Source organism: Nocardioides candidus (assembly GCF_041321175.1).
In the GTDB taxonomy this organism is placed as follows: domain Bacteria; phylum Actinomycetota; class Actinomycetes; order Propionibacteriales; family Nocardioidaceae; genus Nocardioides.
Genome location: NZ_JBGGWC010000001.1, coordinates 364,349 through 388,042 on the forward strand (window position 1 = coordinate 364,349; position 23,694 = coordinate 388,042).

A 23,694-nucleotide genomic window follows, 5' to 3' on the forward strand; every position below is an offset into this window, starting at 1 on the left:
GGCGCGACCTCCGCGACCACCCTCGCGGTCGCGCTGTCGGTGACGCACTGCACGATGAGGACGTGACCGGCATCCGCGGGTTCTGGGCCGCCCTTCCGCGAGAGGGTCGTTGGCTGCTGTCGACGGTGGCCATCCAGACGTTGGGGCGCGGCCTCACGCTGCCGTTCACGGTGATCTACCTGCACGAGGTCCGCGGCTTCGACCTCGGCCTGGCGGGCACCTTGATGAGCCTGATCGCCGTAGCGGGCCTCGTCGTCACCGGTCCCGGCGGGTCGCTGACCGACCGGCTCGGCGCGCGGTCGATCCTGCTCGCGGGCTGCGCGACGATGGTCGCCGGCAACGCGATCCTGGCCTTCGCCACGACCCCGGCCGTCGCTGCTGTCGCCCTGGTGCTGATCGGGATGAACTTCGGGGTGTCCTGGCCCGCGTTCAACGCACTCATCGCCGCCGTGGTCGAGGGCGACCTGCGGCAGCGCTACTTCGGGGTCAACTTCGCCCTGGTCAACCTCGGCATCGGGGTCGGCGGCATCGTCGGCGGGCTCTACGTCGACGTGTCCGAGCCTCGCACCTTCACCACGATCTTCCTCGTCGACGCCGTGACCGCGGCGATCCCTGCCGTGCTCCTCCTGGGTCCGCTGCGCCACGTGCACGGCCGCGCCGAGCACCCCGCCGACACCGAGACCGCCGGCGCGACGAGCTACCGCGCGATCCTGCGCCAGCCGGCGGTGCTGTGGCTGACAGGCCTGACGTTCGTCGCGGTGTTCGTCGGCTACGGCCAGTTCGAGGCCGGCCTCCCGGGCTACGGACGCAAGGTGGCCGAGCTGTCGACCCAGGTGATCGGGATCTCCTTCGCGGTCAACACGGTCGTGATCATCCTGATGCAGTTCCTCGTCCTCAACCGGCTGACCGGTCGGCGCCGCACCCGGGCGATGATCGTGATGTCGACCGTGTGGGGGCTCGCCTGGCTGCTCCTCGTCGGGGCCGGCCTGGTGCCCGGGTCGGCGCTCGCGGCCGCCGGCATGCTCGGGTTCATGGCGGTCTTCGCCTTCGGCGAGACGCTGATGCAGCCCACGATCCCGGCGATCGGCAACGACCTCGCCTCCGACCACAACCGCGGTCGCTACAACGCACTGAGCGCTGCGTCCTTCCAGGGCGGCGCGATCCTCGGCCCCGTCGCCGCGGGCTTCCTGCTCGAGCACGACCTCGGCGCGGTCTACGTCGCGCTCATGGTCGCCGGTTGCGTCGCCATCGGCTTCATGGCGCTCGCGCTCGAGCGGCGGATCCCCGCCGCTGTCAACGGCGTGACCGAGGAGTCCGCCGGCGTCCCGGCATGAGCGCGGCCGCCGTACGCAGATCGGCGTAGGGCGGAGCCGCTCGCCGTCAGATGTGTGCCGGCCGCCGGCCGACGAGGGTGGGGTCATCACCCACCGATCCGAGGAGACACCATGTCGACCACGCTCATCGCCGCAGCCGCCACCGCCGACCACTGGCACGACGGGCCGCCGCCGTTCTGGCCGGTCTTCCCCCTGCTGTGGCTGGCGTTCTTCGCCACGGCGGTGACGGTCGCCATCACCGTCCGGCGCCGCAGCTGCGGCTACGGGCCGCAGCGCGCAGGAGAGGCCCGGCTCGCGGAGCGGTACGCCGCCGGTGAGCTCACCGACGAGGAGTACCGCGCGCGCCGGGCCGTCCTGCGCGAGAAGGCCTGACCTCAGGCGGCGCGGACGGTCCGCATCGCGCCGGCCCAGCTCTCCAACTGGTCGAAGAGCGTCTCGAGCGCGTCATCGTGCAGCGCGCGCGGCTGGAAGTCGGAGTAGTCCTTGAAGTCGTCGAGGAGCGAGAGCGACACCTGCTGACGCACGTGGGCGAGCTGGACCTCGCTGGCGATGGCACGGAGGTGCTCGATCGCGCGCGACCCGCCGAGCGAGCCGTAGCCGACGAACGCGCAGGCCTTGTTGTTCCACTCGGCGTAGAGGTAGTCGATGGCGTTCTTCAGCGCGGCCGACGTCGAGTGGTTGTACTCCGGCGTCACGAAGACGAAGCCGTCGTAGTCCGCGATCTGCTGCGCCCACTTCTTGGTGTGGTCGTGCTCGTAGCGCCCCTGCGACGGCGGGATGGCCTCGTCGAGGAACGGCAGGTCGACGTCGCGCAGGTCGATCAGGTCGTACGACGCGTCGCGCGATGCCGCGGACTTGTGGACCCAGTCCGCGACCGCAGCGCCGTTCCGGTTGGGTCGGGTGCTTCCGAGGATGATGGCGATCTTGGTCATGTCAGAGGGGTACCCGACCATCCCCACGGGATTCGGGGGTCAGTTCAGCGCGAGGATGCCGGCGTTGAGCGCGCCCGCGTAGAGCACCCACGTGAGGTAGGGCAGGAGGAGCCACGCGGCCGGTCGGGACCGGGGAGCGAACAGGCCGATCGTGACGGCGACCCCGATCGCGAGCAGCACGATGTCGACCAGCGCGAGCGCCGACTTGTCCGCGCCGAAGAACAGCGGCGTCCAGACGGCGTTGAGCACCAGCTGCACCGCGTAGGCGACGAGCCCGGCGTCCACGTCCCGCACCCGGCGCCAGTAGAGCCAGCCGGCCACCGCGATCATCACGTAGAGCACGCTCCAGACGGGGCCGAACAGCCACGAGGGGGGCGCGTACGGCGGCAGGTCGAGGCTGGCGTACGTCGACCCGGCACCGCTGGTCGCGAGTCCACCCAGGAGTGCCGCGACCGCGACCGCGACGAGGAACGCAGCCAGCGCCCAGCCGTCCGTCCTCCTGCGCCCGGCGTCACGGGTGGTCGGAGCTGACGTCGTCATGTCGCAGCGGTGCCCGGTGAGCGGAGACGCATACCCGGCAGAGGCCTCAGGCCCCCGTCTCGGTGCCGCCTGGCGCATCGGTCGGTGCACTCGCGTCGACGGCCGAGGACGTGTCGGACGACGGGGCGTCGTCGTCGTTGGGGTCGAGCGCGCCTGCGGTCATCGCCGCGATCACGGCCGCCGAGGCGGCCCACCGCGAGGTCACCAGCACCGTGCGACGCCGGCGCCTCCGGGGCTGGGAACCGGCGCGCGGCGGTCCGGCGGGCGGCGTCGGGGCCGAGTCCGCGGCCGGTCCGGGGGGCGGTTCGTGGGGAGCGTCCGTCATGTCGTCCGAGAGTGACAGATGGTTCTGAACGACTCCTGAGAGCGGGGTAGAACACGTTATCGTTCGCGCTTGTGCAGCGATTCGCGGAGAAGGTGGTCCTGGTCACGGGTGCGTCGTCCGGCCTCGGTGCGGCGTGCGTGCAGCTGTTCGCGGCGCAGGGCGCGCGCGTCCTGGCCGTCGGACGGGACACCGGCCGCCTCGAGGCGGTCGCGCGAGAGGCGGGGAGCACCACCCCCCACGTCGCCGACCTCGCCGACCCCGACGCGTGCAGGGGCGCGGTGGCGGCCGCGGTCGAGACGCACGGGCGGCTCGACGTACTCGTCAACAACGCGGGGCGGCACGACTTCCGCATCACCACCGACGTGACCCGCGACCAGTGGTCGCACGACCTCGCCGTCAACCTCGACAGCGTCTTCTACATGAGCCAGGCAGCGATCCCGCACCTCCTCGAGACCGGCGGCAACATCGTCAACGTGGCGTCCGTCGCCGGCGTGATGGGCGAGTCCTACTCGGCCGCCTACTCGGCCGCGAAGCACGGCGTGGTCGGCATGACGAAGGCCCTCGCCGTGGAGTACGTGCGGACCAGCCTGCGGGTCAACTGCGTGTGCCCCGGCGGCATGGACACGCCCCAGGCCTCGACGATCGAGGTGCCCGACGGCGCCGACTGGGACCTGATCCTCCGGGTGGCCTCGCTGCGCGGCCTGATGTCGGCCGACAAGGTGGCCCAGGTCGTCGCGTTCGTCGCGTCCGAGGACGCCTCGGCGGTCAACGGCAGCATCCTCACCGTCGACCAGGGCCACACCGCCGGCTGACCGGTCAGGAGCCCTCGGGCGATCCCGCCCGGATCCCGAGCTCCCGCGCGGTCGCCGAGATCTGCCGCGCCAGCGCGACGTCGCGCTCGCTCAACCCGCTGATCTCGTGCGTGGACAGGCGGACCGTCACGCTGGGGTAGCGCAGGTCGACGTCGGGATGGTGGTTCGCGGCGTCGGCGAGCGCACCGATCCGGGCGATCAGGTCGACGCCCCGGGCGAACGACCCGGTCTCGAACGCGGCGCCGACCGTCGGGACGGCAGCATCGAGGACGGCCCAGTCCTCGACGCCCTCAGCAGCGGTGAACTCGTCGGGGGTGATCGCGGTGACCATGCCTCCGACGGTAGCCCCGGCCGAGCCACGGGCCTCAGGTGAGGCGGTCCTCGGGGCCGCGCGGCAGGATGACGGCCGCGATGCCGGGCCAGGCCTCGTCGATGAGCTCTGCCATGTCGAAGTCGGTGGCCCGTCGTACGTAGGGCTTCGACAGCTCGGTGCGCACCACCTTGACCAGGAAGCGCCGCAGCTCGGGCTCGAGCCGCGCGAGCTTCTGCAGCACGGCGCCGCGACGGGTGTCGCTCTGGAGCGTCAGCGCGACCTCGTCGTCGCCCGGGACCGTGATGTCGATGCGGATCCGCAGTGGCGCCACGGTGTGGACCGTCAGGACGATCGGCACGACCACGTCGGCGGTGAACCGGTGCTTGTCGACGCGCATGTCGATGTCGAACACGACGCTGATCGGGAGGTAGACCCGGTAGGACAGCAGCTCGCCGGGGATCTCCTCGCCCTTGCACGGGCGGAAGGTGCCGAGCGCGCTGACGGTGGCGGCCTTGCGGCCGGGGCCGGCGCCGATCGGGCCGAGCTGGATCTGCGGGCCGAGCAGCTCGTCGATCATCGTGAGGATGCGGTCCTTGTGGAGGACGCGGCGGATGTACTCCTTGCCGAACTCCTCGTAGGAGACCTCGCGCTCGCGCTCGCGGTCCTCGGCGGTGCCGCCCAGCGAGACCGGCGCTGTCGCCGCGTCGTCGTCGATGGCGGCGAAACCACTGAGCTCGTCGGCGCTGATGACGACGATGTCGAGCAGCTCGTCGACGTCGTCCTGCTGGGCTGCCTCGGTCACGTGCCCCCCGGTCTCGCTGTCCATGACCACCTCCCTCGTCGCGGGCCGAGCTGGCCAGGACGGACCAGTCACTCTAGCCACCGGGAGGAGAGAACCCGTACCAGGACTGGGGATTCTCGTGTGGCCGGAGCCAGGACGGTCGATGCGTCAGCGCACCGCGGGACCGGGCCGCACCGTGCCGCGCACCTCGCCCAGCTCGAGCGTGCCACCCCCCGGAGCCGGCGCTGTCGCGGTGATCACCACCTCGTCGCCGTCCTCGAGGAAGGTGCGCGTGGTGCCGTCGGGCAGCTCGATCGGCTCCTGGCCGGCCCACGAGAGCTCCATGAAGGAGCCGCGTTCACCCTTCTCCGGTCCGCTCACCGTCCCGGAGGCGTAGAGGTCGCCGGTGCGCACCGATGCTCCGTTGACCGTGAGGTGGGCGAGCTGCTGCGCGCCGGTCCAGTACATCGAGGAGTACGGCGGCGCGGCGACCCGGTGCCCGTTGAGGAGCACCTCGAGCCGCAGGTCGAGCCCGGCCGGCGCGGTCGTCGCATCGTCGAGGTAGGGCAGCAGCGGCTCGTCGCGTGGCGGTGGGGCGACCCAGGCCGCGTCGAGGGCCGCCAGCGGCGTCACCCAGGCCCCGATCGAGGTGGCGAAGGACTTGCCGAGGAAGGGCCCGAGCGGCTGGTACTCCCACGCCTGGACGTCGCGGGCGGACCAGTCGTTGACCAGGCAGACGCCGAAGACGTGGTCGCGGAAGTCGTCGAGCGGCACGGCGGTGCCGAGCGCCGACGGCGTGCCGACGACGTAGCCCACCTCCGCCTCGATGTCGAGACGCGTGGTCGGTCCGAAGACCACGTCCCCGTCGGGCGTGCGCCGCTGCCCGCTGGGTCGCACGACGTCGGTGCCGGAGACGACCACCGTGCCGGAGCGGCCGTGGTAGCCGACCGGCAGGTGCTTCCAGTTCGGCGGCAGCTCGGGCTGGCCGGGTCGCAGGATCCGGCCGAGGTTCCGGGCGTGGTGCTCGCTGGAGTAGAAGTCGACGTAGTCGGCCACGGTGAACGGCAGCAACCCCCGCCCCCCGGCGAGCGGGTGCAGGTGCTCGGGCCGGGGCTCGAGGTCCGCCACCGCGGCGTGAACCTGCTCCCACAACGTGCGGCCGCCGGCCAGGAGCCGGTCCAGGTTCGGGCCCGCCACCGCTGCGGCCAGGCCGGGCTCGAGGGCCGCGGCGAGGTCGAGCACCTGGTCGCCGTACCGCACGCCGACGCGGGCCTCGCCGTCGACGGCGAAGGCCCCGTAGAGGTGGGTCACCGACGCCCTCCGGCCCAGGACCAGGCGTAGGCGCCGTCGTCGCTCGCGCGTCCGGCCTCGCCGAGCTCCAGCGGACGGAAGGTGTCGACCATGACGGCGAGTTCGTCGAAGCTCTCCGCGCCGAGGCTGGCCTCGATCGCGCTCGGCTGCGGACCGTGCGGGTGGCCGCCGGGGTGCAGGGTGATCGACCCGATCCCGATGCCCGAGCCCTTGCGCGCCTCGTAGTCGCCGGCGACGTAGAACATCACCTCGTCGCTGTCGACGTTGGAGTGGTAGTAGGGCACCGGCACGGCGAGCGGGTGGTAGTCGACCTTGCGGGGCACGAAGTTGCAGACCACGAAGTTGTGACCCTCGAAGACCTGGTGGACCGGCGGCGGCTGGTGCACCCGGCCGGTGATCGGCTCGAAGTCGGCGACGTTGAGGACGTAGGGGTAGAGGCAGCCGTCCCAGCCGACCACGTCGAAGGGGTGCTGCGGCACGACGTGCACCGACCCGGTGATGCCGCCCGGGCCCGCACCACGGTGCTTGAGGAAGACCTCGACGTCGGTCTCCTCGACCGGATCGGCGTACGTCGGCAGGCGCAGGTCGCGCTCGCAGTAGGGCGCGTGCTCGAGGAGCTGCCCGTAGCGCGACAGGTAGCGCTTCGGCGGGGCGATGTGGCTGTTGGCCTCGATGGCGTAGAGGCGCACGGGCTGGTCGCCGTCGATGACCCAGCGGTGCGTGGTCGCGCGCGGGATCACCACGTAGTCGCCCGTGTCGACGTCGAGATGGCCGAAGACCGTCTCGACCCGTGCCTGCCCGCTCTCGACGAAGACCACCTCGTCGCCGATCGCGTTGCGGTAGAGCGGCGAGGTCACGCCGACCACGGCGTAGCTGATCCGCACGTCGCCGTTGCCGAGCACCAGCCGCCGGCCCGTGACCGCGTCGACGCCCTTCCACTCCTCGTCGGGGAAGAGCCCGTGCAGCGCCAGGTGCCGCGGCATCAGGGGCGCGTTGGGGACCGTCGTCTGGTCGGGGAGGTCCCAGGTGCGCGCATCGACCATCGCCGACGGCACGTGCCGGTGGTAGAGCAGCGAGGAGTCCGAGGAGAACCCCTCCTCCCCCATGAGCTCCTCGTAGTAGAGGTTGCCCCGGGGGTCGCGGTGCTGGGTGTGCCGCTTCGGCGGTACGTCGCCGGACCGCTGGTAGTGCGCCATGGGTCTACCTTCCTCGGAACTGGGGGTGGTGGTCGAGGGCGTCGGGGTCAGGAATCCCCGGTCGACCGGGGATTCCTGCACTTGTCGGCCTTTGCAAGCCCCGACAAGTGCCAGCAAACCCCCCGCAGTCCGGGTGATCTACAGGTTGCCGCGCTTGTCCTGCTCGCGCTCGATCGCCTCGAAGAGGGCCTTGAAGTTGCCCTTGCCGAAGCCGAGCGAGCCGTGGCGCTCGATGAGCTCGAAGAAGACCGTCGGACGGTCGCCGATGGGCTGGGTGAAGATCTGCAGCAGGTAGCCGTCCTCGTCGCGGTCGACGAGGATGCCGCGCTTCTGCAGCTCCTCGATCGGGACGCGGACGTTGCCGATGCGCTCCCGCAGCTCGGGGTCCTCGTAGTAGGAGTCGGGCGTGTTGAGGAACTCGATGCCGGCCGCGCGGAGGTGGTCGACCGAGGTGAGGATGTCGTTGGTCGCCAGCGCGAGGTGCTGGGCGCCGGGGCCGCGGTAGAACTCGAGGTACTCGTCGATCTGGCTGCGCTTCTTCGCGATCGCCGGCTCGTTGAGCGGGAACTTCACGCGGTGGTTGCCGCTCGCCACGACCTTGCTCATCAGCGCGGAGTAGTCGGTGGCGATGTCGTCGCCGATGAACTCCGCCATGTTCGCAAAGCCCATGACCCGGCGGTAGAAGTCGACCCAGTCGTCCATCCGGCCGAGCTCGACGTTGCCGACGACGTGGTCGAGCGCCTGGAAGAGGCGCTTCGGCGCACCCGCGGGCCGGACGAGCGTGGAGCGGCGCTCGACGTAGCCGGGCAGGTAGGGGCCGTGGTAGCGGCTGCGGTCGATCAGCGTGTGCCGGGTCTCGCCGTAGGTCGCGATCGCGGCGCGCCGGACCGTGCCGTGCTCGTCGGTCACGTCGTGCGGCTCCTCGAGCACGGTCGCCGCCTGGGATGCCGCGTGCGCGACGCACCGGTCCACGTCGGGCACCTCGAGCGCGATGTCGACGATGCCGTCGCCGTGGCGGGCGTGGTGGGCGATGACCTCGCTGTCGGGATGCACGCCGCCCTCGACGACGAACCGCACCGCACCGCTCTCCAGCACGTAGGACCTGCGGTCGCGGTTGCCCGTCTCGGGGCCCGAGTAGGCGACCAGGTCCATGCCGAAGGCCGACATGAAGAAGTGCGCCGACTGGGTGGCGTTGCCGACCGCCCAGACCACCGCGTCCCAGCCGGTCACGGGGAACGGGTCGTGGCTGTCGTCGTACTCGACCAGACCCACGAGCTGGTGCAGCTGCTCGAGGCTGAGCTGGGCGAGTCGTTCGGCGTCGGTGAGCTGGTCCAGGGTCATGCGCACAGCCAACCGCCTGACGGTTCTGCTGTTCAAACGAGCCAGTCAGTGCTGGCCTCCGTGGCCATCAGTGCGCAGCAGATGCCCGGTGAACTAGGCTCTGTGCCTAGCATGCACCTCGACCGCCTCGACCTGGCCCTCCTCACCGCCCTGCGCACCCACCCCCGCGCCGGCGCGCTCGAGCTGTCGCGCATCACGAAGGTCGCCCGGGCGACGGTGCAGTCGCGGCTCCAACGGCTCGAGTCGACGGGGGTGGTGACCGGCTACGGGCCCGACATCGACCTCGAGGCCGCGGGCCAGCACGTCTCCGCGTTCGTGACGCTGGAGATCGCCCAGGGCGCCCTCGACCAGCTGGCGCCCGAGCTCGAGGCGATGCCGACGATCCTGGAGGCCTACGTCACCACCGGCACGGCCGACGTGCTCTGCAAGGTCGCGGCGACCTCCCACGCCGACCTGCAGGAGACGCTGATCGAGCTCAACCGCACGCCGTCGGTCGTGCGTACGACGAGCGTCGTGGTGCTGGGCACCGTCGTCGCCCCCCGCGTGCTGCCGCTCCTCGAGCGCTCGGCCGAGGAGCGCGACGCCCGCGCGCCGGCGTACCGCTCCCGCTGAGACGGCGTGACCTCGTCCGAGTAGAACGCGTTATCGTCCCGACGGACCCCGGGAGGTCACCATGCGTCGTCGCACCGTCCGCTCAGCCCTCGCCGCCGGAGCAGCGCTCCTCGGCCTGACCGCGAGCCTCGCCGCCGCGCCGGCCGGTCACGCCGACAGCGCGGGCGGGGGCGACCTGCCGGTCAGCTACAACTTCCTCGTCGGCGCGATCGTCGCCGGCGCGAAGCTCGACGCCGACCCTCCGGGCGCCAACGACTGGGCCTGCAAGCCGACCGCGGCGCACCCGCGGCCCGTCGTGCTGGTGCACGGCACTCTCGGCAACAAGAACACCAACTGGCAGGCCTACGCGCCGTTGCTGAAGAACCACGGCTACTGCGTGTTCTCCCTGACGTACGGCGTCGTGCCCGGCGCGCCCGTGCCCGTCAACCAGTTCGGCGGGATGGCACCCATCCAGGACAGCGCCCAGGAGCTCAAGGTCTTCGTCGCGCGGGTGCTCCAGGCGACCGGTGCGCGCCAGGTCGACATCGTCGGCCACTCCCAGGGCACCTACATGCCGGAGTACTACGCGAAGTTCCTCGGCGGCGCCCGGTTCATCAAGCGCTACGTCTCGCTCGCACCGCTGTGGCACGGCACCGGGTCGACGCTGCCGATGAGCATGTTCGCCAAGGCCTTCGGCCTCGACGAGGACAGCTTCCCGATCTGCAACGCCTGCCCGCAGATGGGCTCGGACTCGCAGTTCCTCGCGCACCTGCGCGAGGGCGGGTTGCTCGCCGGCCGGATCGACTACACGAACATCATGACCAAGTACGACGAGCTCGTGCGGCCCTACACCAGCGGCAGCGAGCCCGGCATGCGCAACCTGGTCGTCCAGGACTACTGCAAGACCGACTACACCGAGCACTTCGAGATCGCGGCCGACCCGGTGGCGGCCCAGATCGTGCTCAACACCCTCGACCCGGCGCACCCGCAGCCGGTGCCGTGCAGGGTCGTGCTGCCGTTCGTCGGTCCCGTCGGAGGCTGACCCCGGGCGCGGCCGGCGGCTACCGTCGGCGGCATGCCGCTGTCCTTCCGCCAGGTCGACGTCTTCAGCAGCGAGCCGCTCCGGGGCAACCCGGTCGCGGTCGTGCACGACGCCGACGGGCTGACCGACGAGCAGATGGCGGCGTTCGCACGCTGGACCAACCTCTCGGAGACGACGTTCCTGCTCTCCCCGGCCACCGACGAGGCCGACTACCGACTGCGGATCTTCACCCCGGGTGGCGAGCTCCCGTTCGCCGGCCACCCGACGCTGGGGTCCGCCCACGCGTGGCTCGAGGCCGGCGGCCGACCGCGCGGCGAGGAGCTGGTGCAGGAGTGCGGGGTCGGCCCGGTCCGGGTGCAGCGCGGCGAGCGGCTGGCCTTCGCGGCTCCGCCACTGCTGCGGTCCGGGCCGGTCGTCGACGCCGACCTCGAGCGCATCGCCCGCGCGCTCCGCATCGACCGCTCCGACGTGGTCGACAGCCAGTGGGCCGACAACGGGGCGGGCTGGGTCGCCGTCCTCCTACGGGACGCGGACACCGTGCTCGCACTCTCCCCTGACTTCGGCGCGTTCGACGGCCTCGACATCGGAGTGGTCGGCCTGCACCCGGACGGCGGCGAGGTGCGGGCGGAGGTCCGCGGCTTCGCGCCGGACGCCGGCATCCCGGAGGACCCGGTCACCGGCTCGCTCAACGCCGCGCTCGCGCAGTGGCTGATCGGCAACGGCACCCTCCCGCCCACGTTCGTCACCGCACAGGGCACCGCGCTCGGCCGGGCCGGACGCGTCCACGTCGACACCGATGGCGACGGCACGATCTGGATCGGCGGCGCGACGGTCACCACCATCGCCGGCAGCGTCAGCCTCTGACGACACGGACCCGGGTGCCGATCGACCCGAAGTCCCACACCCGCGCCGCGAACGGCCCCGGCAGCCGGATACAGCCGTGGGAGACCCGGAGGTCGGTGCCGACCAGCCAGTCCGGGTGGATCTGGTGGCCGGTCGACATCCGGCGCGGGATCCGGTGGAAGCCGATGCCGCAGGCGGCGAACCGGGTGAAGTCGTCGAGCCACAGGTCGCCCGACGTGTTGTGCCGGATCTTCGCGGTGCGGCCGCAGTAGGAGCCGACCCGCTTCCAGCCGGGGTGCAGCACGTGCGGGTTGTCGACCATGCCGCTCTGCCCGACGACCTTCCCGCCGGCGCCGACCAACCACACCCAGTCCTGGCGCTGGCTGATCACGATGCGTCGACCGGTCCCCGTGCGCGGCGGCACCGGGCGCTGGTCACACCGGTGGGCGCGGTCGTCGTCGAGCCGCCGCACGGTGGCCGCCGTGAGTCGACCGGACCGCGGCAGCCGGTGGCGGGACTGGAACCGGAGGATCGCCGCCCGGGTGTGCCCGTCCATCGAGCCGTCGACCCGGCCGGGGTCGCAGCCGAGCTGGTGGAGCCGGCGCTGCGCGTCCTCGACCGCGGGTGACGTCGCGTCGGCAGGCGCCGGTGCCACCGCCGCCAGCGTGCCGGTGACGAGGAGCGCGACGAGGAGCGCGACGACCGTCCGCAGCATCAGGCCTCCGCCGCCGCCTCCGCCGCGATCCGCTCGAACTGCGCACCCATCGCGGCGGCGAGCACCGTGGCGCCCGAGAGCGGGCGCACCATCACCTTGAAGTCGTCGATCAGGCCGTCGGCGTCGACGTGGAGGAAGTCGGCGCCGTTGACCGCCTTGCCGTCGACCGTCGTCTCGAACTCCAGCACGTGGTCGGTGCCGTCGCTGACCGCCCGCACGTAGCGGAAGTCCTCGAAGACCCGCATCACGCCGCGCAGGATCGCAGCCGTGATCGCCTTGCCCTCGTAGGGCTTGAAGGCGACCGGGCTGGTGAAGGTCACGTCGTCGGCCAGGCAGGCCGCCATGGCGTCGGTGTCACCGGCCTCGACCGCGGCACGGAACTCCTGCGTGGGTCCTCCTGCTCACCGGGGAAAGGACGTCCAGTCTGTCGTGCCGGCCCGCCGCGTCAACCGCCCTGCGCGCTCTCGGTCGATCCGGTGGCGCAGGGAGGGCGTCCGGCGTACCTTGAGGCATCGCTCGACCTGAAGGCGGAACCATGCTCCGAGCCGCACTCGCAGGCGTCGCCGCCGCGGCGTCCCTGACGATCGTGCCCGCCCCTGCGGTGGCCGACGAGGTGGCCTGCAGCGCCCTCACCCCCACCATCGTGGGCACACCCGGCCCGGACCGGATCGTCGGCACGGAGTCGAGGGACGTCATCTTCGCCGGGGACGGCGACGACGTCGTGCTGGGCCACGGCGGCGACGACTACATCTGCCTCGGCGAGGGCGACGACCTCGCTCGCGGCGGCGCCGGCGTCGACGAGATCGACGGCATGGGCGGCGACGACACCCTCCAGGGTGAGAGCGGCACCGACTGGCTGCGGGGCCAGGAGGGCGACGACCGGCTCGTCGCCGGGCCGTCCGACTTCACCCCGCTCGCCAGCTACCTCAGCGGCGGGCCCGGCAACGACGTGCTCCTCGGAGGAGCATGGCCCGACCACCTCGACGGCGGCGACGGCGACGACCTGGTCCGCGGGGGCTGGGGATCCGACCAGATCTACGGCAAGGGCGGCGACGACGAGCTCCACGGCGGCTACGGGAACGACTGGATCGACGGCTACGAGGGCGTCGACCGCCTCTACGGCGAGAACGGCAACGACCGGCTGACGGCAGACATCCCGTTCGAACCTCCGACCGGCGAGACCGGCCAGACGGTGGTGGGCGGCAACGGCAACGACCGTTGCGACGGCGGCGCGTCCCCCGCCGAGCTGTCCTGCGAGGGCACGACCGCGCCCTGACGGCGGATCAGTCGGGGACGACGGCGCGGGCGAGCCGGGCCGCCCGCTCGGTGGCGGACCAGTCCGGCCCGACGGCGTAGGCCAGCTGGTCCTGCACGTTGCCGGCGTTGAGGTAGGCGTCGATCCGGAAGGCGTCGTCCGCCGGAGCGGGCGAGCCGGCGGTGGACAGCTCGGCCTCGAGGAGGTCGAGCCACTCCTGCTTGAGACGGCGTACGGCGTCGGCGACCGGGCCTCCGCGGTGGCCGTACTCCACCGAGGTGGCGGCGATGAAGCAGCCGCCCGGGAAGACGCCCGCGCGGACGTAGGCGACCCACGCGTCGAGGAGCGCGCGGAGCCGCGGGCCGCCCGGGGCCTCGCCCCAGGCCGGGGCGATGACGACCTCCCGGTAGATCCTCCGCGCCTCGGCCACGGCGGCGACCTGGATCGCCTCGCGGCTGGCGAAGACGGTGAGGATGCCGCTCTTGCTGACCCCGGTGGCCTCCGCGAGCCTGCCGACCGTGATCGAGTCGAGGCCGCCGACCGTGGCGATCATCGCCGCCTCGCGGGCCACCCGCTTGCGGGTCGCGTCGCCGCGCACCCGCCGGCCGTCGGTCGCGGGCTCCGGGGTCACCCGGCAACCTTACGTCCGACCGGACGCATAGCCCGCCTGGTCAGCGCGACGAGCGCAGGGTGAGGGCGAGCAGCCCGAGGGCGAGGGCCTGGAGCGCGCCCACGAGCACCGCCAGGCTGTCGACGTGGTCGGAGACCAGCGCCCCCGCGACGGCCCCACCCACGAGGGCGCCGACACCCTGCACAGCGGCGAAGACGCCGTACGCCGTCGCGCGGCGTCGCGCGGGGACCAGGTCGGCGACGTACGCCTTCACCGTCGAGTCCTGGATGCCGTACGCCGCGCCCCACACCACCACCCCGACGAGCACGAGCCAGAGCCGGTCCGCGAAGACGCACAGGGGCACCGCGGCGACGAGGACGGGTACGCCGAACAGGACCCGCGCGCCCCAGCGGTCGAACGGGCCGCCGGTCCCGAGCGCGGCGAGCGCCTCCACGGCCATCGCGAGGGCATAGACGAGGGGTACGGCGGCGAGCGCGACCAGGCCGTGGTCGACGAACCGGTACGAGATGACGCCGAAGGTCATCAGGCCCGCGGTCGTCAGCGCCGCCGAGAGCGAGAAGAGGTGGAACGTGGCGGGGAGGTCGACACCGAGCGTCGCGCGCAGGCGACCGGTCGCACGCGGCAGAGCCGGGACGGGTGTGTCGCCGGGCCCGTCGACAGGCACGTCGTCAGGCCCCTCCTCGGGGTCGGGCTCCGCGACCGACGGCACGTTGCGGCGCAGCTGCGCGAGCAGCAGCATCGCTGCCGCACCGGGGATCGCGAGCAGGGCGTAGCCCGGCCACAGCACGCCCGTCACCGCGGCGGCACCGGCCAGCAGCAGCGGACCGCCGAAGGCGCCGACCTGGTCCATGGCCTTGTGCACTGCGAAGCCCTTGCCGCGCCCGGTCTCCGTCGCCATCCGCGCGAGGAGCGCCGACTTCGACGGCGACCGGACCGCCTTGCCGGTGCGCTCGACCAGGATCAGCGCGGAGGCCACCACCAACCCCGCCGCTCCGAGGAAGGGTGTCACCGCCAGCAGGGGTACGGCGACCGCGGTCATCCCGTAGCCCACGACGGTCAGCCGCCAGTGCCTTCCGCTGTGGTCGGCCCAGGCACCCGTCGCCAGGCGCAGCACCAGGGCGACCGCCTCGCCCGCGCCGGTGACGAGACCGACGGTGAAGGCCGAGGCGCCCAGCGTGCCGAGGAACGGTCCCGCCGTCGCACGCATGCCTTCGTAGACCATGTCGGCGGCCATGCTGACCAGGCCGAACGCCACGACCGTGCGCCACGGCGTCCACCGCGTCGCCTCGCTGGTCGTCACGACCGTGGATCCTCGCACAGCGGTGGGGATGCCGGGGCGGACGAAGCGGGTCCGGCAACATAGCGTGATGGACCCGCACCCGAGCGGGACGAGAGAGGCGCGCTCATGACCGACCGACCCGGCAGCACCGCGGTCCACAGCACCGAGCTCGGCAACCCGTGGACGTTCGCCCAGCGCGGGCTGCTCGCGATCTGCGTGCTGCACGTGGTGCAGGCGATCGCCGGGTTCATCGTGGAGCCGAGCTTCGCGATCGGCCCGGACGCACCGACCGAGCCGCTGCTGGGCATGGACTACAACGGCTGGCACGCGGTCGCCGGGCTCGCGCTCTTCGCGCCCGGGCTCTACTTCGCGACCCGGAACTCGTGGGCGGTCGCCTACCTGCTGCTCGCGGCGGTGGCCGGGATGGCGCCGGGCGTGTGGGCGTTCTTCTCCCACAACGTCGCGTGGATCTTCCACTTCCCCAACAATCGCACCGACGGCGTCGTGCACCTCGTGACGGGCGCGGTGATGATCGCGGTCGCGGCCGTGCAGGTGCGCCGCGACGGCGGGCTGAAGGAGTCGCTCGCCGACCTCCGCGGCCGGCCCGCGGGCCGGACCGGCTAGATCTGGTCCAGGATGCGGGCCCGCGCGGCGTCGTACTCCTCACGACCGATGAGGTCGCGCTGCAGCAGGCCGTCGAGCTCGGCCAGCCGTTCTTCCACGGGACGCTGGTCGGGCGCGGCGGCCGGTGCGCCCGCGGCCTGCTGGGCGGCGAGGAAGGCAGCGCCCGGGGCGTACGCCGCCGGGCGGGCGGCGTCCCAGTCGAACTCCCACTCCTGGGTCTCGGGGTCGACGAGCACGGGCGTCGGCCCGGCGTAGAGCAGCGGCAGCCGGAAGTCCGGGATCACGCTCTTGGAGTGCGCCTCGAACGGCGCGATGTCGTCGCCGTGGATCCGGACGTGCAGGTCGAGCAGCGGCTGGTCGTTGATCCGCACGCCGGTCTGCTCGACCGAGACGATCTCGGCGACGCCGCGGCGGCCCACGCTGTGGAGCCGGTAGGACTTCTGGGCCGAGCTGGTCCGCGCCATCGCGACGAGGACCGCGATGCCGACGTCGAGCAGGGTCACGGCCAGGCCGGTCCACAACGCCCACGCGACGACCGGGTCGCGGCCGCTGGCGAAGTAGACCACCAGGAAGATCGGACCGACGATGCCGCACAGGAGCATGAAGGCCATCGTCTTGGCGAAGATGACCACGAAGGACGGAGGCGCGACGGCTGCCCGCTGGGGGGTGCTCACGGCCGGGATCGTAGTGCGCGTCCGCACCAGGTGGTCAGGAATCGAGAAGCCTTTGCCCGGCGCGCGGACCTAGCGTCGGTGCCATGAACAGCATCGACACCCTCACCCTCGACGTGGCCGACGCGGCCGCCGCCCGCACCTTCTACGACGCCGCCTTCGGCGCCTCCTTCGACACCTCCGTCCTCGACCTCCGCGAGAGCGCCCCGGCCCCGGGGTTCCGCGGCTTCACCCTCTCCCTGGTGATGGCCCAGCCCGGCGACGTCACCGCGGTCTACGACGCCGCGCTGGCCGCCGGTGGGCGCGCGATCAAGCCGGTCACCAAGTCGCTCTGGGGGTACGGCGGCACGCTCGCCGCGCCCGACGGCACGATCTGGAAGATCGCCTGCTCCGCGAAGAAGGACAGCGCGCCCGTCACCCACGCGTGCCAGGACCTCGTGCTCCTGCTCGGCTGCGACGACGTGGCGGCCACCAAGCAGCACTACGTGGCGCAGGGGATGGCGATCGCGCGCAGCTTCGGCAAGAAGTACGTCGAGTTCGAGTCCGGCGGCGGGGCGGTCAAGCTCGCCCTCTACGGCCGCAAGGCGCTGGCGAAGGACGCCGGCGTCCCCGACGACGGGCAGGGACAGCAGGGCATCGCGATCGGCGTCGCGTCCGGCGCGGCGTGACGGGCCCGGACCGGTGTGTGGTGCAGCGCGGGGATCACATCCCCTTCGCGCCCTCCCGGATCGCCTCGCGCAGCCGCGGGTAGGTGCCGCACCGGCAGATGTTGCGCAACCCGTCGAGGTCCGCGTCGGTGATCGCGCGTCCCTCGGCGCGCACCTTCTTGACCAGGTCCACGGCGGCCATGATCTGCCCGGGCTGGCAGTAGCCGCACTGGGCGACGTCGAGGTCGAGCCAGGCCTCCTGCATCGGGTGGAGCTCGCGGCCGACCGTGTCGGGCAACCCCTCGATCGTGGTGATCTCGTCGTCGGGCCCGATCTTCGAGACCGGCACCGAGCACGGGTTGAAGGCGCGTCCGTTGATGTGGCTGGTGCACGCCTTGCAGACGTTGATGCCGCAGCCGTACTTCGGCCCGGTGACGCCGAGCAGGTCGCGCAGGACCCACAGCATCCGGACGTTGCCGGCGACGTCGACGGTGACGCGCTCGCCGTTGAGGAGGAAGGTGTGCCGGGAGGTGGCGACTGCCATCGTCTCGCTCCGATCAGTACTGGGTCAGGCCGTTGACGGGCGACTGCGGGATGGGCGGCACGGTCGGCTTCACCGTGAAGTGCAGCGGGGAGTCGTGGTTGACCGGGAAGGACGTCGGCATGGTGCCGGTGGCCCGGGCGAGCGCGGTGGCGGTGGCCGCGGCCGACGGCGCGACCGCGAGCTCGCCCGCCCCGCCGGGGTCGCCCGTCGTCGGCGGCATCACGATCACGTCGACCTCGAAGGGCACGTTCCACTCGCGCGTGTAGGCGTAGTTGTCCCAGCTGCCCTCGAGGAAGTAGCCGTCGCGCAGGTGCAGGCTGGAGGTGAGCACCAGCGCGATGCCGTCGATGATGCCGCCCATCATCTGCGCCTCGAGCCCCTTCGGGTTGACGGCCAGCCCGGCGTCGACGGCGAGCACCACCTTCGTCACCCGGGGACCGGTGACCGCGTCACGGACCTTGCGCCCGACGGTGGTCGGGCGGCAGTCGATCTCGACGAGCGCCGCGGTGCAGCTGTGGTACTCGCTGTGCACCGCCAGGCCCTGGGCCCGGTAGCTGCCCATCCTCCGGCCCCAGCTGCCGCGCTCCGCGACCGCCTCGAGCACGCCACGCAGCCGCGCGTTGCGGGCGAACCGGTGCCGCAGCTCGTAGGGGTCCTTGCCCATGGCCTCCGCGATCTTGTCGACCGTGAGCTCGCGGGCGACCGCGGTGTTGGGCGAGTAGATGTGCCGCATGCTGCTCGTGTTGAAGCTGTGGTCGATCTCGTTGAGCAGCTGGGTCGTGACGCCGAAGTTGTAGTGCGTCGACTGACTCAGCTCGAAGACCGTCTGCGAGAAGCCGATGTCACCCACCGGCAGGGCCGCGCTGTAGGCGGTGATGATCTCGCCGAGTCCGTGCGAGAAGTCGGTCGTCAGGCTGGTGTGGCGCTGCTCGTAGGTGAGCACCTGCCCGGCGCCGATCGTGGCGCGGACCCGCGCGGTCGACATCGGGTGCACCCGGCCCTGGCGGAAGTCGTCGGTGCGGTGCCACATCAGCTTCACCGGCACGCCCATCGCCTGCGAGATCTCCGCGGCCTCGAGCGCGGCGTCGAAGAACAGCTTGCGCCCGAAGGAGCCACCGCCCTGGACGACGTGGAGCTTGACCTTGCTCGCGGCCATGCCGAGCAGGGCCGCGATCTCCTGCTGGGCGGTGATCGGCGACTTCATGCCGCCCCAGATCTCCGCACCGTCCGCGCGGACGTCGGCGATGGCGCAGTTGGTCTCGAGCGCGCTGTTGGTGGCGAACCAGAACGTGAACGCGGTGTCGATGGTCTTGGTGATGCCGGGCAGCTTCGGCACGACGAGCGGGATCTGGGCGCGCTTCAGCCTCTTCTCCACGTCGGCGTCGGACTGCCCCTCCGCGGTGCCGCCCTCCCAGTCGACCTGCAACGCCCGGACCGCGTCGATGCACTGGCCGAACGTGGCCGCGCGGACGGCGACGCCGGTGCTCACGACCGCGACGTGGGTGACGCCGGGCATCGCCTCGACGTCCGCCTGGTTGTGGACGCTGCCGACCGTGCCGTTGATGGTCGGCGGCCGGCAGATCATCGTCGGCAGCGCGCCCGGCACCTGCAGGTCCATCGTGTACTGCTTGCGTCCGGTGACCGCCTCGAGTGCGTCGGTACGGCGGTGCGGCCGGCCGACCACGGTGAAGTCGCTCGGGTCCTTCAGCTCCGCGGAGAACGCGCGGTCGGAGGACACCGCGGCGGCCTCGGCGAGCGAGGCGTAGCTGATCCGCCGACCGGCCGCGGTGACGACCGCGCCGTCCTCGGTCCTCAGGTCGCCCACGGAGGCGCCGGTCTGCTCGGCGGCCGCCTCGAGCAGCCGCCCGCGCGCCACCGCGGCCAACGTGCGGATCGGCTTCCAGGTCGACACGGTCGTGTTCGACCCGCCGGTCAGCTGGTTGAACAGCAGCTCGGGGCGTGCGTCCGACAGGGTGACCTCGACCTTGCCGACCGGGAGGTCGAGCTCCTCGGCGATGATCATGGCGGTGGACGTGACGATGCCCTGACCGTTCTCCGAGCGCGGCAGCTCGAAGTGGGCGGTGCCGTCCGGGCGCACCTCGAGCCGCATCAGCTGTGCAGTCGGCTTCGCGGCGAGCGTGAGCAGGTCGTTGAGGTCGAAGATGTCGGCCGGTCCCGGCGGGGTGGGGACTGCGCCGGCGATCTCGGGCAGCGCGCCGTCGAGGCCGACCCGCACGGCGACCGCGAGGGTCGGCGCGGCGAGCAGGTATCCGACGACTCGCCGACGACCGATCTCCAGGGGGGCTCTGGTTTCCGTCATCGAGGTCCTTCCGAGGGGGACGCGCGCCATGCGCAGACGTCTGCACGCTGCCACCCGCGCCGCGATGCCCGCCATGTGCCGATGTCCAAGGCCGGTTGGATCGCGCTACAAGCCGCCGGGCGGCGGGTGGCGGGTCTACGGGGTGTCGACGTCGGCGCCCGTCGCGAGGTCGCCGCACTCGACGAGCACCGGCGCGTGCGCCCGGAGGTAGCGGCTCGCCCCCTCGTCGGGGCGCAGGTCGGCGAGGACGGCCGCGAAGTGCGCGCCGCCGATGACGACCGGGTGGCCCGGCTTCCCGTCGTACGACGCCCGGGCCAGTGCGTCGGCAGCATCCCCCGCCGCGGCGAGCACCCGCCGGACGACCTCGGCGCCGACGTCGGGGAGGTCCACCAGCAGTACCACCGCGGCCTGGGCCCCGCGATCCGCCGCGGCGGCGAGTCCCGCCCGCAGCGAGGCGTGCTGCCCGTCGGCCCAGTCGGGCACGGGGACGGCGACGTCCGCCGGCAGGGTCGCGGCGACCTCGTCGCCGCGCGCGCCGACGGTCACGACCACCTCGTCGCAGCCGCCGGCCAGCAGCACCCGCCCCGCCCGCGCGGCCCAGCTCTCCCCGTCGTCGGTGCGCACCAGCCCCTTGGGCAGGCCGTAGCGACGGCCCTCACCCGCGGCCAGCACCACGCCCACGCACGGCCCGCTCACGGACCCAGTGTGCTCAGTCGCCGGTGACGATGACCAGCTCCTGGGTCGCGCGGGTCATCGCCACGTAGCGATCGACCGCACCCTCGACGCCGGTGCCGAACGCCTCGGGGTCGACGAGCACGACCAGGTCGAACTCCAGTCCCTTCACGTGCTCCGGGCTCGACGACCGCACCCGAGGGCGCGCCTCGAAGGCGGGGTCGCCGACCACGCACGCGGTGCCCTCGGCGTGCTCCGCGAGCCAGGCCGCGAGGATCGCGTCGAGCTCGGCGCGACGCGCGTGCCTGACCGGGCGCCCGCCCGCACGGATGGAGGTCGGCACGTTGGCGTCCGGCAGGACCGCACGGATCACCGGCTCGGCGGCGGCCATCACCTCCTCCGGGGTCCGGTAGTTCACGGTGAGCTGCATCCGGGTCACCCGGTCGATGCCGACGCGGGCGAGGCGGTCGTCCCACGACTCGGTGAAGCCGTGCCGCGCCTGCGCCCGGTCGCCGACGATCGTCAGGCTCCGCGACGGGCACCGCGCCAGCAGCATCTGCCACTCGGCGTCGGACAGCTCCTGCGCCTCGTCGACCACGATGTGCGCGAAGGGACCGGCCAGGAGGTCGGGGTCGACCGTCCGCGGCGCGTCGTCGACCAGCGCCTGCTGCAGGTCCGCGCCCCGGAGCATCGACATCAGCATCATCTCCGAGTCGTCGGTCGCGATGAGGTGGTCGACGACGCGGTCCATCTCCTCCCGCTCGGCGGCGCGCTCCGCGTCCTCGCGCCGGCGCCGGCGGGCCGCGTCCGGGTCGCCGAGCCGGCGGCGCGCGGCGTCGAGGAGCGGGAGGTCGGAGACCGTCCACGCCTGCGGGTGGGTCCGCTGGAGGAGCTGCACCTCCTCCGGCGCCAACCACGGCGCGCACCGGCGCAGGTAGGCCGGCACCTCCCAGAGGTCGCCGACGAGGTCGGCCGGGTCGAGGAGCGGCCACGACCCGCCCAACGCCTCGTGCAGCACGCCGTGGCGCAGGAGCGCGGCTCGGAGCACGTCGGGCGCGACCTCCTCGTCGTCGTACTTGTCGACCAGGATGTCGGCCAGTGCCTCGTGCACCTGGGCGCGCGCCTCGTTGTGCGGCGTGCCGGGGTCGGGCGCACCGAACGCCTCCGCCCAGTCGTCGGCGCTCAGCCACAGGTCCCCCCACGTCGTCTCGACGAGCATGCCGGCCGTGGGCGGTTCCTCGTAGAGCCGGACGGCGGGCTCGATCGCGTCGACCATCCGCGCCGTCGCCTTCAGCGCAGCGACCCGGGGGTCGGGCTCGGGCCGCGCCGCGGCGCCCTCGGGCACCAGCTCGGCGACGGTGCAGGTCTGGACGCCCTCCTCGCCGAGGCTGGGGAGCACGTCGGCGACGTAGGCGAGGTAGGGCTGGTGCGGGCCGACGACCAGGACCCCGCCGCGGCGGTGTCCCCGGTGGCCGAGGCGAGGGTCGGCGTAGAGGAGGTACGCCGCCCGGTGCAGCGCCACGACCGTCTTGCCCGTGCCCGGCCCGCCGTCCACCACGAGCGCGCCGCGCGAGCCGGCGCGGATGATCGCGTCCTGGTCGGACTGGATCGTGCCGAGCACGTCGCGCATCCGGGCCGACCGGCTGCTGCCGAGGCTGGCGATGAACGCGCTCTGGTCGTCGAGGGCCGCGTGGGCGGCCATGGTGGCGAGCCCCTCGGGAAGGTAGACCTCGTCCCAGTAGTCGCTGACCCGGCCGTTGGTCCAGCGGTAGCGACGCCGGCTCGCGAGGCCCGCCGGGTGGGCGTGGGTGGCAGCGAAGAACGGCTCCGCCGCGGGCGAGCGCCAGTCGACGAGGAGCCGCCGGCCGTCGGGGTCGGTGAGGCCGAGACGCCCGACGTAGACGGGCTCGCCGCCGTCGGCCGGGACCATCCGGCCCAGGCACAGGTCGAGGGTGAAGCGGCGCAGCGTGCGCAGCCGCGCGGTCAGCCGGTGCACCTCGAGGTCGCGGTCCATCGCCTCCTGCCCGTCGCCTCCCGGCGCCCGGCGGGCGTGGTCGAGACGGTCGGTCAGGTCGGCGATGGTGTGCTCGAGGCTGCGGGCGATGTCGGCGAAGTGCTGCTCGTCGGCGGCCAGGAGGGCGGAGTCGTCCTTGGCAGGGTGCTCGGTGAGGGCGAAGGCGGAGAGGGACGCGGGCAAGCTCAGATCAGCTCCAGGGATCGCGGGATCGTTGCGGTGGAGCGGTGATTCTGAGGCCTCACGGGGGCCTTGCCGCAAGCCCCCCTCTGCGCTATACCTTGGAAGTGGAGGGGCGCACGCGCCCCTCCTTCTCCATGTCCGGCCGCGCCGCGCTCAGCGGGCGCCGCTGATGACGAGGGCGATGCCGAAGATCGCGAAGAGTGCCGCGGCGCCGTACTTGATGACCTTCTCCGGGAGCTGGCGTCCGAGCACCGCGCCGAGGCCGATCGCCAGCGCGTCGGCCGCGACCATGCCGACCGTCGAGCCGAGCCAGGTGCCGAACCAGCCCTCCTGCGTGGCGAGGGTGATCGTGGCGAGCATCGTCTTGTCGCCGAGCTCGGCGAGGAAGAAGAACACCGCGACGACGAGGACCGCCCGGCCCGTCGCGGCATTGGCCTTGGCCGTGTCCTCGTCGGTGAGCTCGTCGCCACGCAGCGTCCACAGCGCGAAGACGAGGAAGGCCAGGCCGGCCCCGATCTCGATCGCACCCTGGTAGTCGGCGAACGCGTCGCCGATCAGGTAGCCGATGCCGACCGACACCAGGTGCACGACCGCCGTCGCGGCGGTCAGGCCGATCAGCACGTCCCGGGCGCGGTAGCGGGTCGCGAAGGTCATCGCCATCAGCTGGCTCTTGTCGCCGAGCTCGGCGACGAAGATGACGGCGGTGCTGAGCAGGAAGGCGTACATCGTCTGGTCCTCTCCTGTGCCGGCCGGAGGGCCCCGCCCTGCGATGGACGCG

General features: G+C 72.5%; 26 protein-coding genes and 1 pseudogene. 9 read left to right on the forward strand and 18 right to left on the reverse strand.

What is annotated here, in order from left to right; translation table 11 throughout:
• The first annotated feature begins 62 nt into the window (after positions 1-62).
• Both ACAX67_RS01785 and ACAX67_RS01790 read left to right on the forward strand, forming a co-directional pair.
• Positions 63-1,334 carry an MFS transporter gene (locus ACAX67_RS01785; RefSeq protein WP_370702100.1) on the forward strand — a complete coding sequence of 424 codons (1,272 nt, stop codon included), beginning with the start codon at positions 63-65 and terminating at the stop codon, positions 1,332-1,334.
• Positions 1,335-1,445: 111 nt separating this feature from the next.
• Positions 1,446-1,706: an SHOCT domain-containing protein gene (locus tag ACAX67_RS01790; RefSeq protein WP_370702101.1), complete on the forward strand. Its 261-nt coding sequence runs from the start codon at positions 1,446-1,448 to the stop codon at positions 1,704-1,706.
• A 2-nt stretch (positions 1,707-1,708) separates the two neighbouring features.
• Here ACAX67_RS01790 and ACAX67_RS01795 read toward each other — a convergent pair whose 3' ends face one another.
• Genes ACAX67_RS01795 through ACAX67_RS01805 form a run of 3 tightly spaced genes read right to left on the reverse strand, consistent with a single transcriptional unit; the run spans position 1,709 to position 3,131 of the window.
• Positions 1,709-2,266 carry an NADPH-dependent FMN reductase gene (locus tag ACAX67_RS01795; protein ID WP_370702102.1) on the reverse strand — a complete coding sequence of 186 codons (558 nt, stop codon included), beginning with the start codon at positions 2,264-2,266 and terminating at the stop codon, positions 1,709-1,711.
• Positions 2,267-2,305: 39 nt separating this feature from the next.
• Positions 2,306-2,806, reverse strand: coding sequence for a TspO/MBR family protein (locus tag ACAX67_RS01800; protein ID WP_370702103.1), 501 nt, complete (start codon positions 2,804-2,806; stop codon positions 2,306-2,308).
• Positions 2,807-2,852: 46 nt separating this feature from the next.
• The gene (locus tag ACAX67_RS01805) at positions 2,853-3,131 is read right to left on the reverse strand and encodes a hypothetical protein (protein ID WP_370702104.1); all 279 of its coding nucleotides are present in this window, start codon (positions 3,129-3,131) and stop codon (positions 2,853-2,855) included.
• A 71-nt stretch (positions 3,132-3,202) separates the two neighbouring features.
• Between ACAX67_RS01805 and ACAX67_RS01810 the strand changes: the two genes are divergently transcribed.
• A complete protein-coding gene (locus tag ACAX67_RS01810; RefSeq protein WP_370702105.1) occupies positions 3,203-3,943 on the forward strand; it encodes an SDR family NAD(P)-dependent oxidoreductase in 741 nt (246 codons plus the stop codon).
• A gap of 4 nt (positions 3,944-3,947) precedes the next feature.
• On the opposite strand, the gene ACAX67_RS01815 is transcribed toward ACAX67_RS01810, so the two are convergent.
• From ACAX67_RS01815 to hppD, 5 genes are all read right to left on the reverse strand, one after another.
• A complete protein-coding gene (locus ACAX67_RS01815; protein ID WP_370702106.1) occupies positions 3,948-4,274 on the reverse strand; it encodes a 4a-hydroxytetrahydrobiopterin dehydratase in 327 nt (108 codons plus the stop codon).
• 34 nt (positions 4,275-4,308) lie between these two features.
• Positions 4,309-5,082: a hypothetical protein gene (locus tag ACAX67_RS01820; RefSeq protein WP_370702107.1), complete on the reverse strand. Its 774-nt coding sequence runs from the start codon at positions 5,080-5,082 to the stop codon at positions 4,309-4,311.
• 123 nt (positions 5,083-5,205) lie between these two features.
• The gene (locus tag ACAX67_RS01825; RefSeq protein ID WP_370702108.1) at positions 5,206-6,348 is read right to left on the reverse strand and encodes a fumarylacetoacetate hydrolase family protein; all 1,143 of its coding nucleotides are present in this window, start codon (positions 6,346-6,348) and stop codon (positions 5,206-5,208) included.
• Positions 6,345-7,544 (reverse strand): homogentisate 1,2-dioxygenase, encoded by a 1,200-nt coding sequence (locus ACAX67_RS01830; RefSeq protein WP_370702109.1) that lies wholly within the window; start codon positions 7,542-7,544, stop codon positions 6,345-6,347. The genes ACAX67_RS01825 and ACAX67_RS01830 overlap by 4 nt, the downstream gene beginning before the upstream one ends.
• Before the next feature lie 138 nt (positions 7,545-7,682).
• Positions 7,683-8,885, reverse strand: coding sequence for a 4-hydroxyphenylpyruvate dioxygenase (gene hppD, locus ACAX67_RS01835; protein ID WP_370702110.1), 1,203 nt, complete (start codon positions 8,883-8,885; stop codon positions 7,683-7,685).
• A gap of 111 nt (positions 8,886-8,996) precedes the next feature.
• Here hppD and ACAX67_RS01840 point away from each other — a divergent pair, with 111 nt between their 5' ends.
• The 3 genes from ACAX67_RS01840 (at position 8,997) to ACAX67_RS01850 (ending at position 11,382) form a co-directional block, all read left to right on the forward strand.
• On the forward strand, positions 8,997-9,497 hold the full coding sequence (locus ACAX67_RS01840) for an Lrp/AsnC family transcriptional regulator (protein WP_370702111.1): 501 nt from the start codon (positions 8,997-8,999) through the stop codon (positions 9,495-9,497).
• Between the two features lie 61 nt (positions 9,498-9,558).
• Positions 9,559-10,518: an esterase/lipase family protein gene (locus ACAX67_RS01845; RefSeq protein ID WP_370702112.1), complete on the forward strand. Its 960-nt coding sequence runs from the start codon at positions 9,559-9,561 to the stop codon at positions 10,516-10,518.
• Positions 10,519-10,551: 33 nt separating this feature from the next.
• On the forward strand, positions 10,552-11,382 hold the full coding sequence (locus ACAX67_RS01850; protein ID WP_370702113.1) for a PhzF family protein: 831 nt from the start codon (positions 10,552-10,554) through the stop codon (positions 11,380-11,382).
• Here ACAX67_RS01850 and ACAX67_RS01855 read toward each other — a convergent pair.
• Both ACAX67_RS01855 and ACAX67_RS01860 read right to left on the reverse strand, forming a co-directional pair.
• Positions 11,372-12,076: a L,D-transpeptidase family protein gene (locus ACAX67_RS01855; protein ID WP_370702114.1), complete on the reverse strand. Its 705-nt coding sequence runs from the start codon at positions 12,074-12,076 to the stop codon at positions 11,372-11,374. The two genes, ACAX67_RS01850 and ACAX67_RS01855, sit on opposite strands and share 11 nt — an antisense overlap.
• Positions 12,076-12,450, reverse strand: a pseudogene (locus ACAX67_RS01860) (nuclear transport factor 2 family protein); the annotation flags it as partial. The pseudogene ACAX67_RS01860 and the gene ACAX67_RS01855, both read right to left, overlap by 1 nt.
• Before the next feature lie 161 nt (positions 12,451-12,611).
• Here ACAX67_RS01860 and ACAX67_RS01865 point away from each other — a divergent pair.
• Complete coding sequence (locus ACAX67_RS01865; protein WP_370702115.1) at positions 12,612-13,352, forward strand: calcium-binding protein; 741 nt, start codon at positions 12,612-12,614, stop codon at positions 13,350-13,352.
• 7 nt (positions 13,353-13,359) lie between these two features.
• Here the strand turns inward: ACAX67_RS01865 and ACAX67_RS01870 are convergent, their stop codons facing one another.
• Both ACAX67_RS01870 and ACAX67_RS01875 read right to left on the reverse strand, forming a co-directional pair.
• On the reverse strand, positions 13,360-13,962 hold the full coding sequence (locus ACAX67_RS01870) for a TetR/AcrR family transcriptional regulator (protein ID WP_370702116.1): 603 nt from the start codon (positions 13,960-13,962) through the stop codon (positions 13,360-13,362).
• A 40-nt stretch (positions 13,963-14,002) separates the two neighbouring features.
• Positions 14,003-15,262: an MFS transporter gene (locus tag ACAX67_RS01875; RefSeq protein WP_370702117.1), complete on the reverse strand. Its 1,260-nt coding sequence runs from the start codon at positions 15,260-15,262 to the stop codon at positions 14,003-14,005.
• A gap of 105 nt (positions 15,263-15,367) precedes the next feature.
• On the opposite strand from ACAX67_RS01875, the gene ACAX67_RS01880 reads away from it, so the two are divergent.
• The gene (locus ACAX67_RS01880) at positions 15,368-15,865 is read left to right on the forward strand and encodes a DUF4383 domain-containing protein (RefSeq protein WP_370702118.1); all 498 of its coding nucleotides are present in this window, start codon (positions 15,368-15,370) and stop codon (positions 15,863-15,865) included.
• Here ACAX67_RS01880 and ACAX67_RS01885 read toward each other — a convergent pair.
• Complete coding sequence (locus ACAX67_RS01885) at positions 15,862-16,539, reverse strand: SHOCT domain-containing protein (RefSeq protein WP_370702119.1); 678 nt, start codon at positions 16,537-16,539, stop codon at positions 15,862-15,864. The two genes, ACAX67_RS01880 and ACAX67_RS01885, sit on opposite strands and share 4 nt — an antisense overlap.
• Positions 16,540-16,622: 83 nt before the next feature.
• On the opposite strand from ACAX67_RS01885, the gene ACAX67_RS01890 reads away from it, so the two are divergent.
• Positions 16,623-17,204, forward strand: a complete 582-nt coding sequence (locus ACAX67_RS01890) for a glyoxalase (RefSeq protein ID WP_370702120.1) — start codon at positions 16,623-16,625, stop codon at positions 17,202-17,204.
• A gap of 34 nt (positions 17,205-17,238) precedes the next feature.
• On the opposite strand, the gene ACAX67_RS01895 is transcribed toward ACAX67_RS01890, so the two are convergent.
• The 5 genes from ACAX67_RS01895 to ACAX67_RS01915 form a co-directional block, all read right to left on the reverse strand.
• Positions 17,239-17,727 (reverse strand): (2Fe-2S)-binding protein, encoded by a 489-nt coding sequence (locus ACAX67_RS01895; RefSeq protein WP_370702121.1) that lies wholly within the window; start codon positions 17,725-17,727, stop codon positions 17,239-17,241.
• A 13-nt stretch (positions 17,728-17,740) separates the two neighbouring features.
• Entirely contained in the window at positions 17,741-20,047 is a 2,307-nt protein-coding gene (locus ACAX67_RS01900; RefSeq protein WP_370702122.1) for a molybdopterin cofactor-binding domain-containing protein, read from the reverse strand.
• Positions 20,048-20,182: 135 nt separating this feature from the next.
• Positions 20,183-20,743, reverse strand: a complete 561-nt coding sequence (locus ACAX67_RS01905) for a nucleotidyltransferase family protein (RefSeq protein WP_370702123.1) — start codon at positions 20,741-20,743, stop codon at positions 20,183-20,185.
• Positions 20,744-20,756: 13 nt separating this feature from the next.
• Positions 20,757-22,916, reverse strand: a complete 2,160-nt coding sequence (helR, locus tag ACAX67_RS01910) for an RNA polymerase recycling motor ATPase HelR (RefSeq protein WP_370702124.1) — start codon at positions 22,914-22,916, stop codon at positions 20,757-20,759.
• A gap of 153 nt (positions 22,917-23,069) precedes the next feature.
• Positions 23,070-23,642 carry a TMEM165/GDT1 family protein gene (locus ACAX67_RS01915; protein WP_370702125.1) on the reverse strand — a complete coding sequence of 191 codons (573 nt, stop codon included), beginning with the start codon at positions 23,640-23,642 and terminating at the stop codon, positions 23,070-23,072.
• Positions 23,643-23,694: the final 52 nt, after the last annotated feature.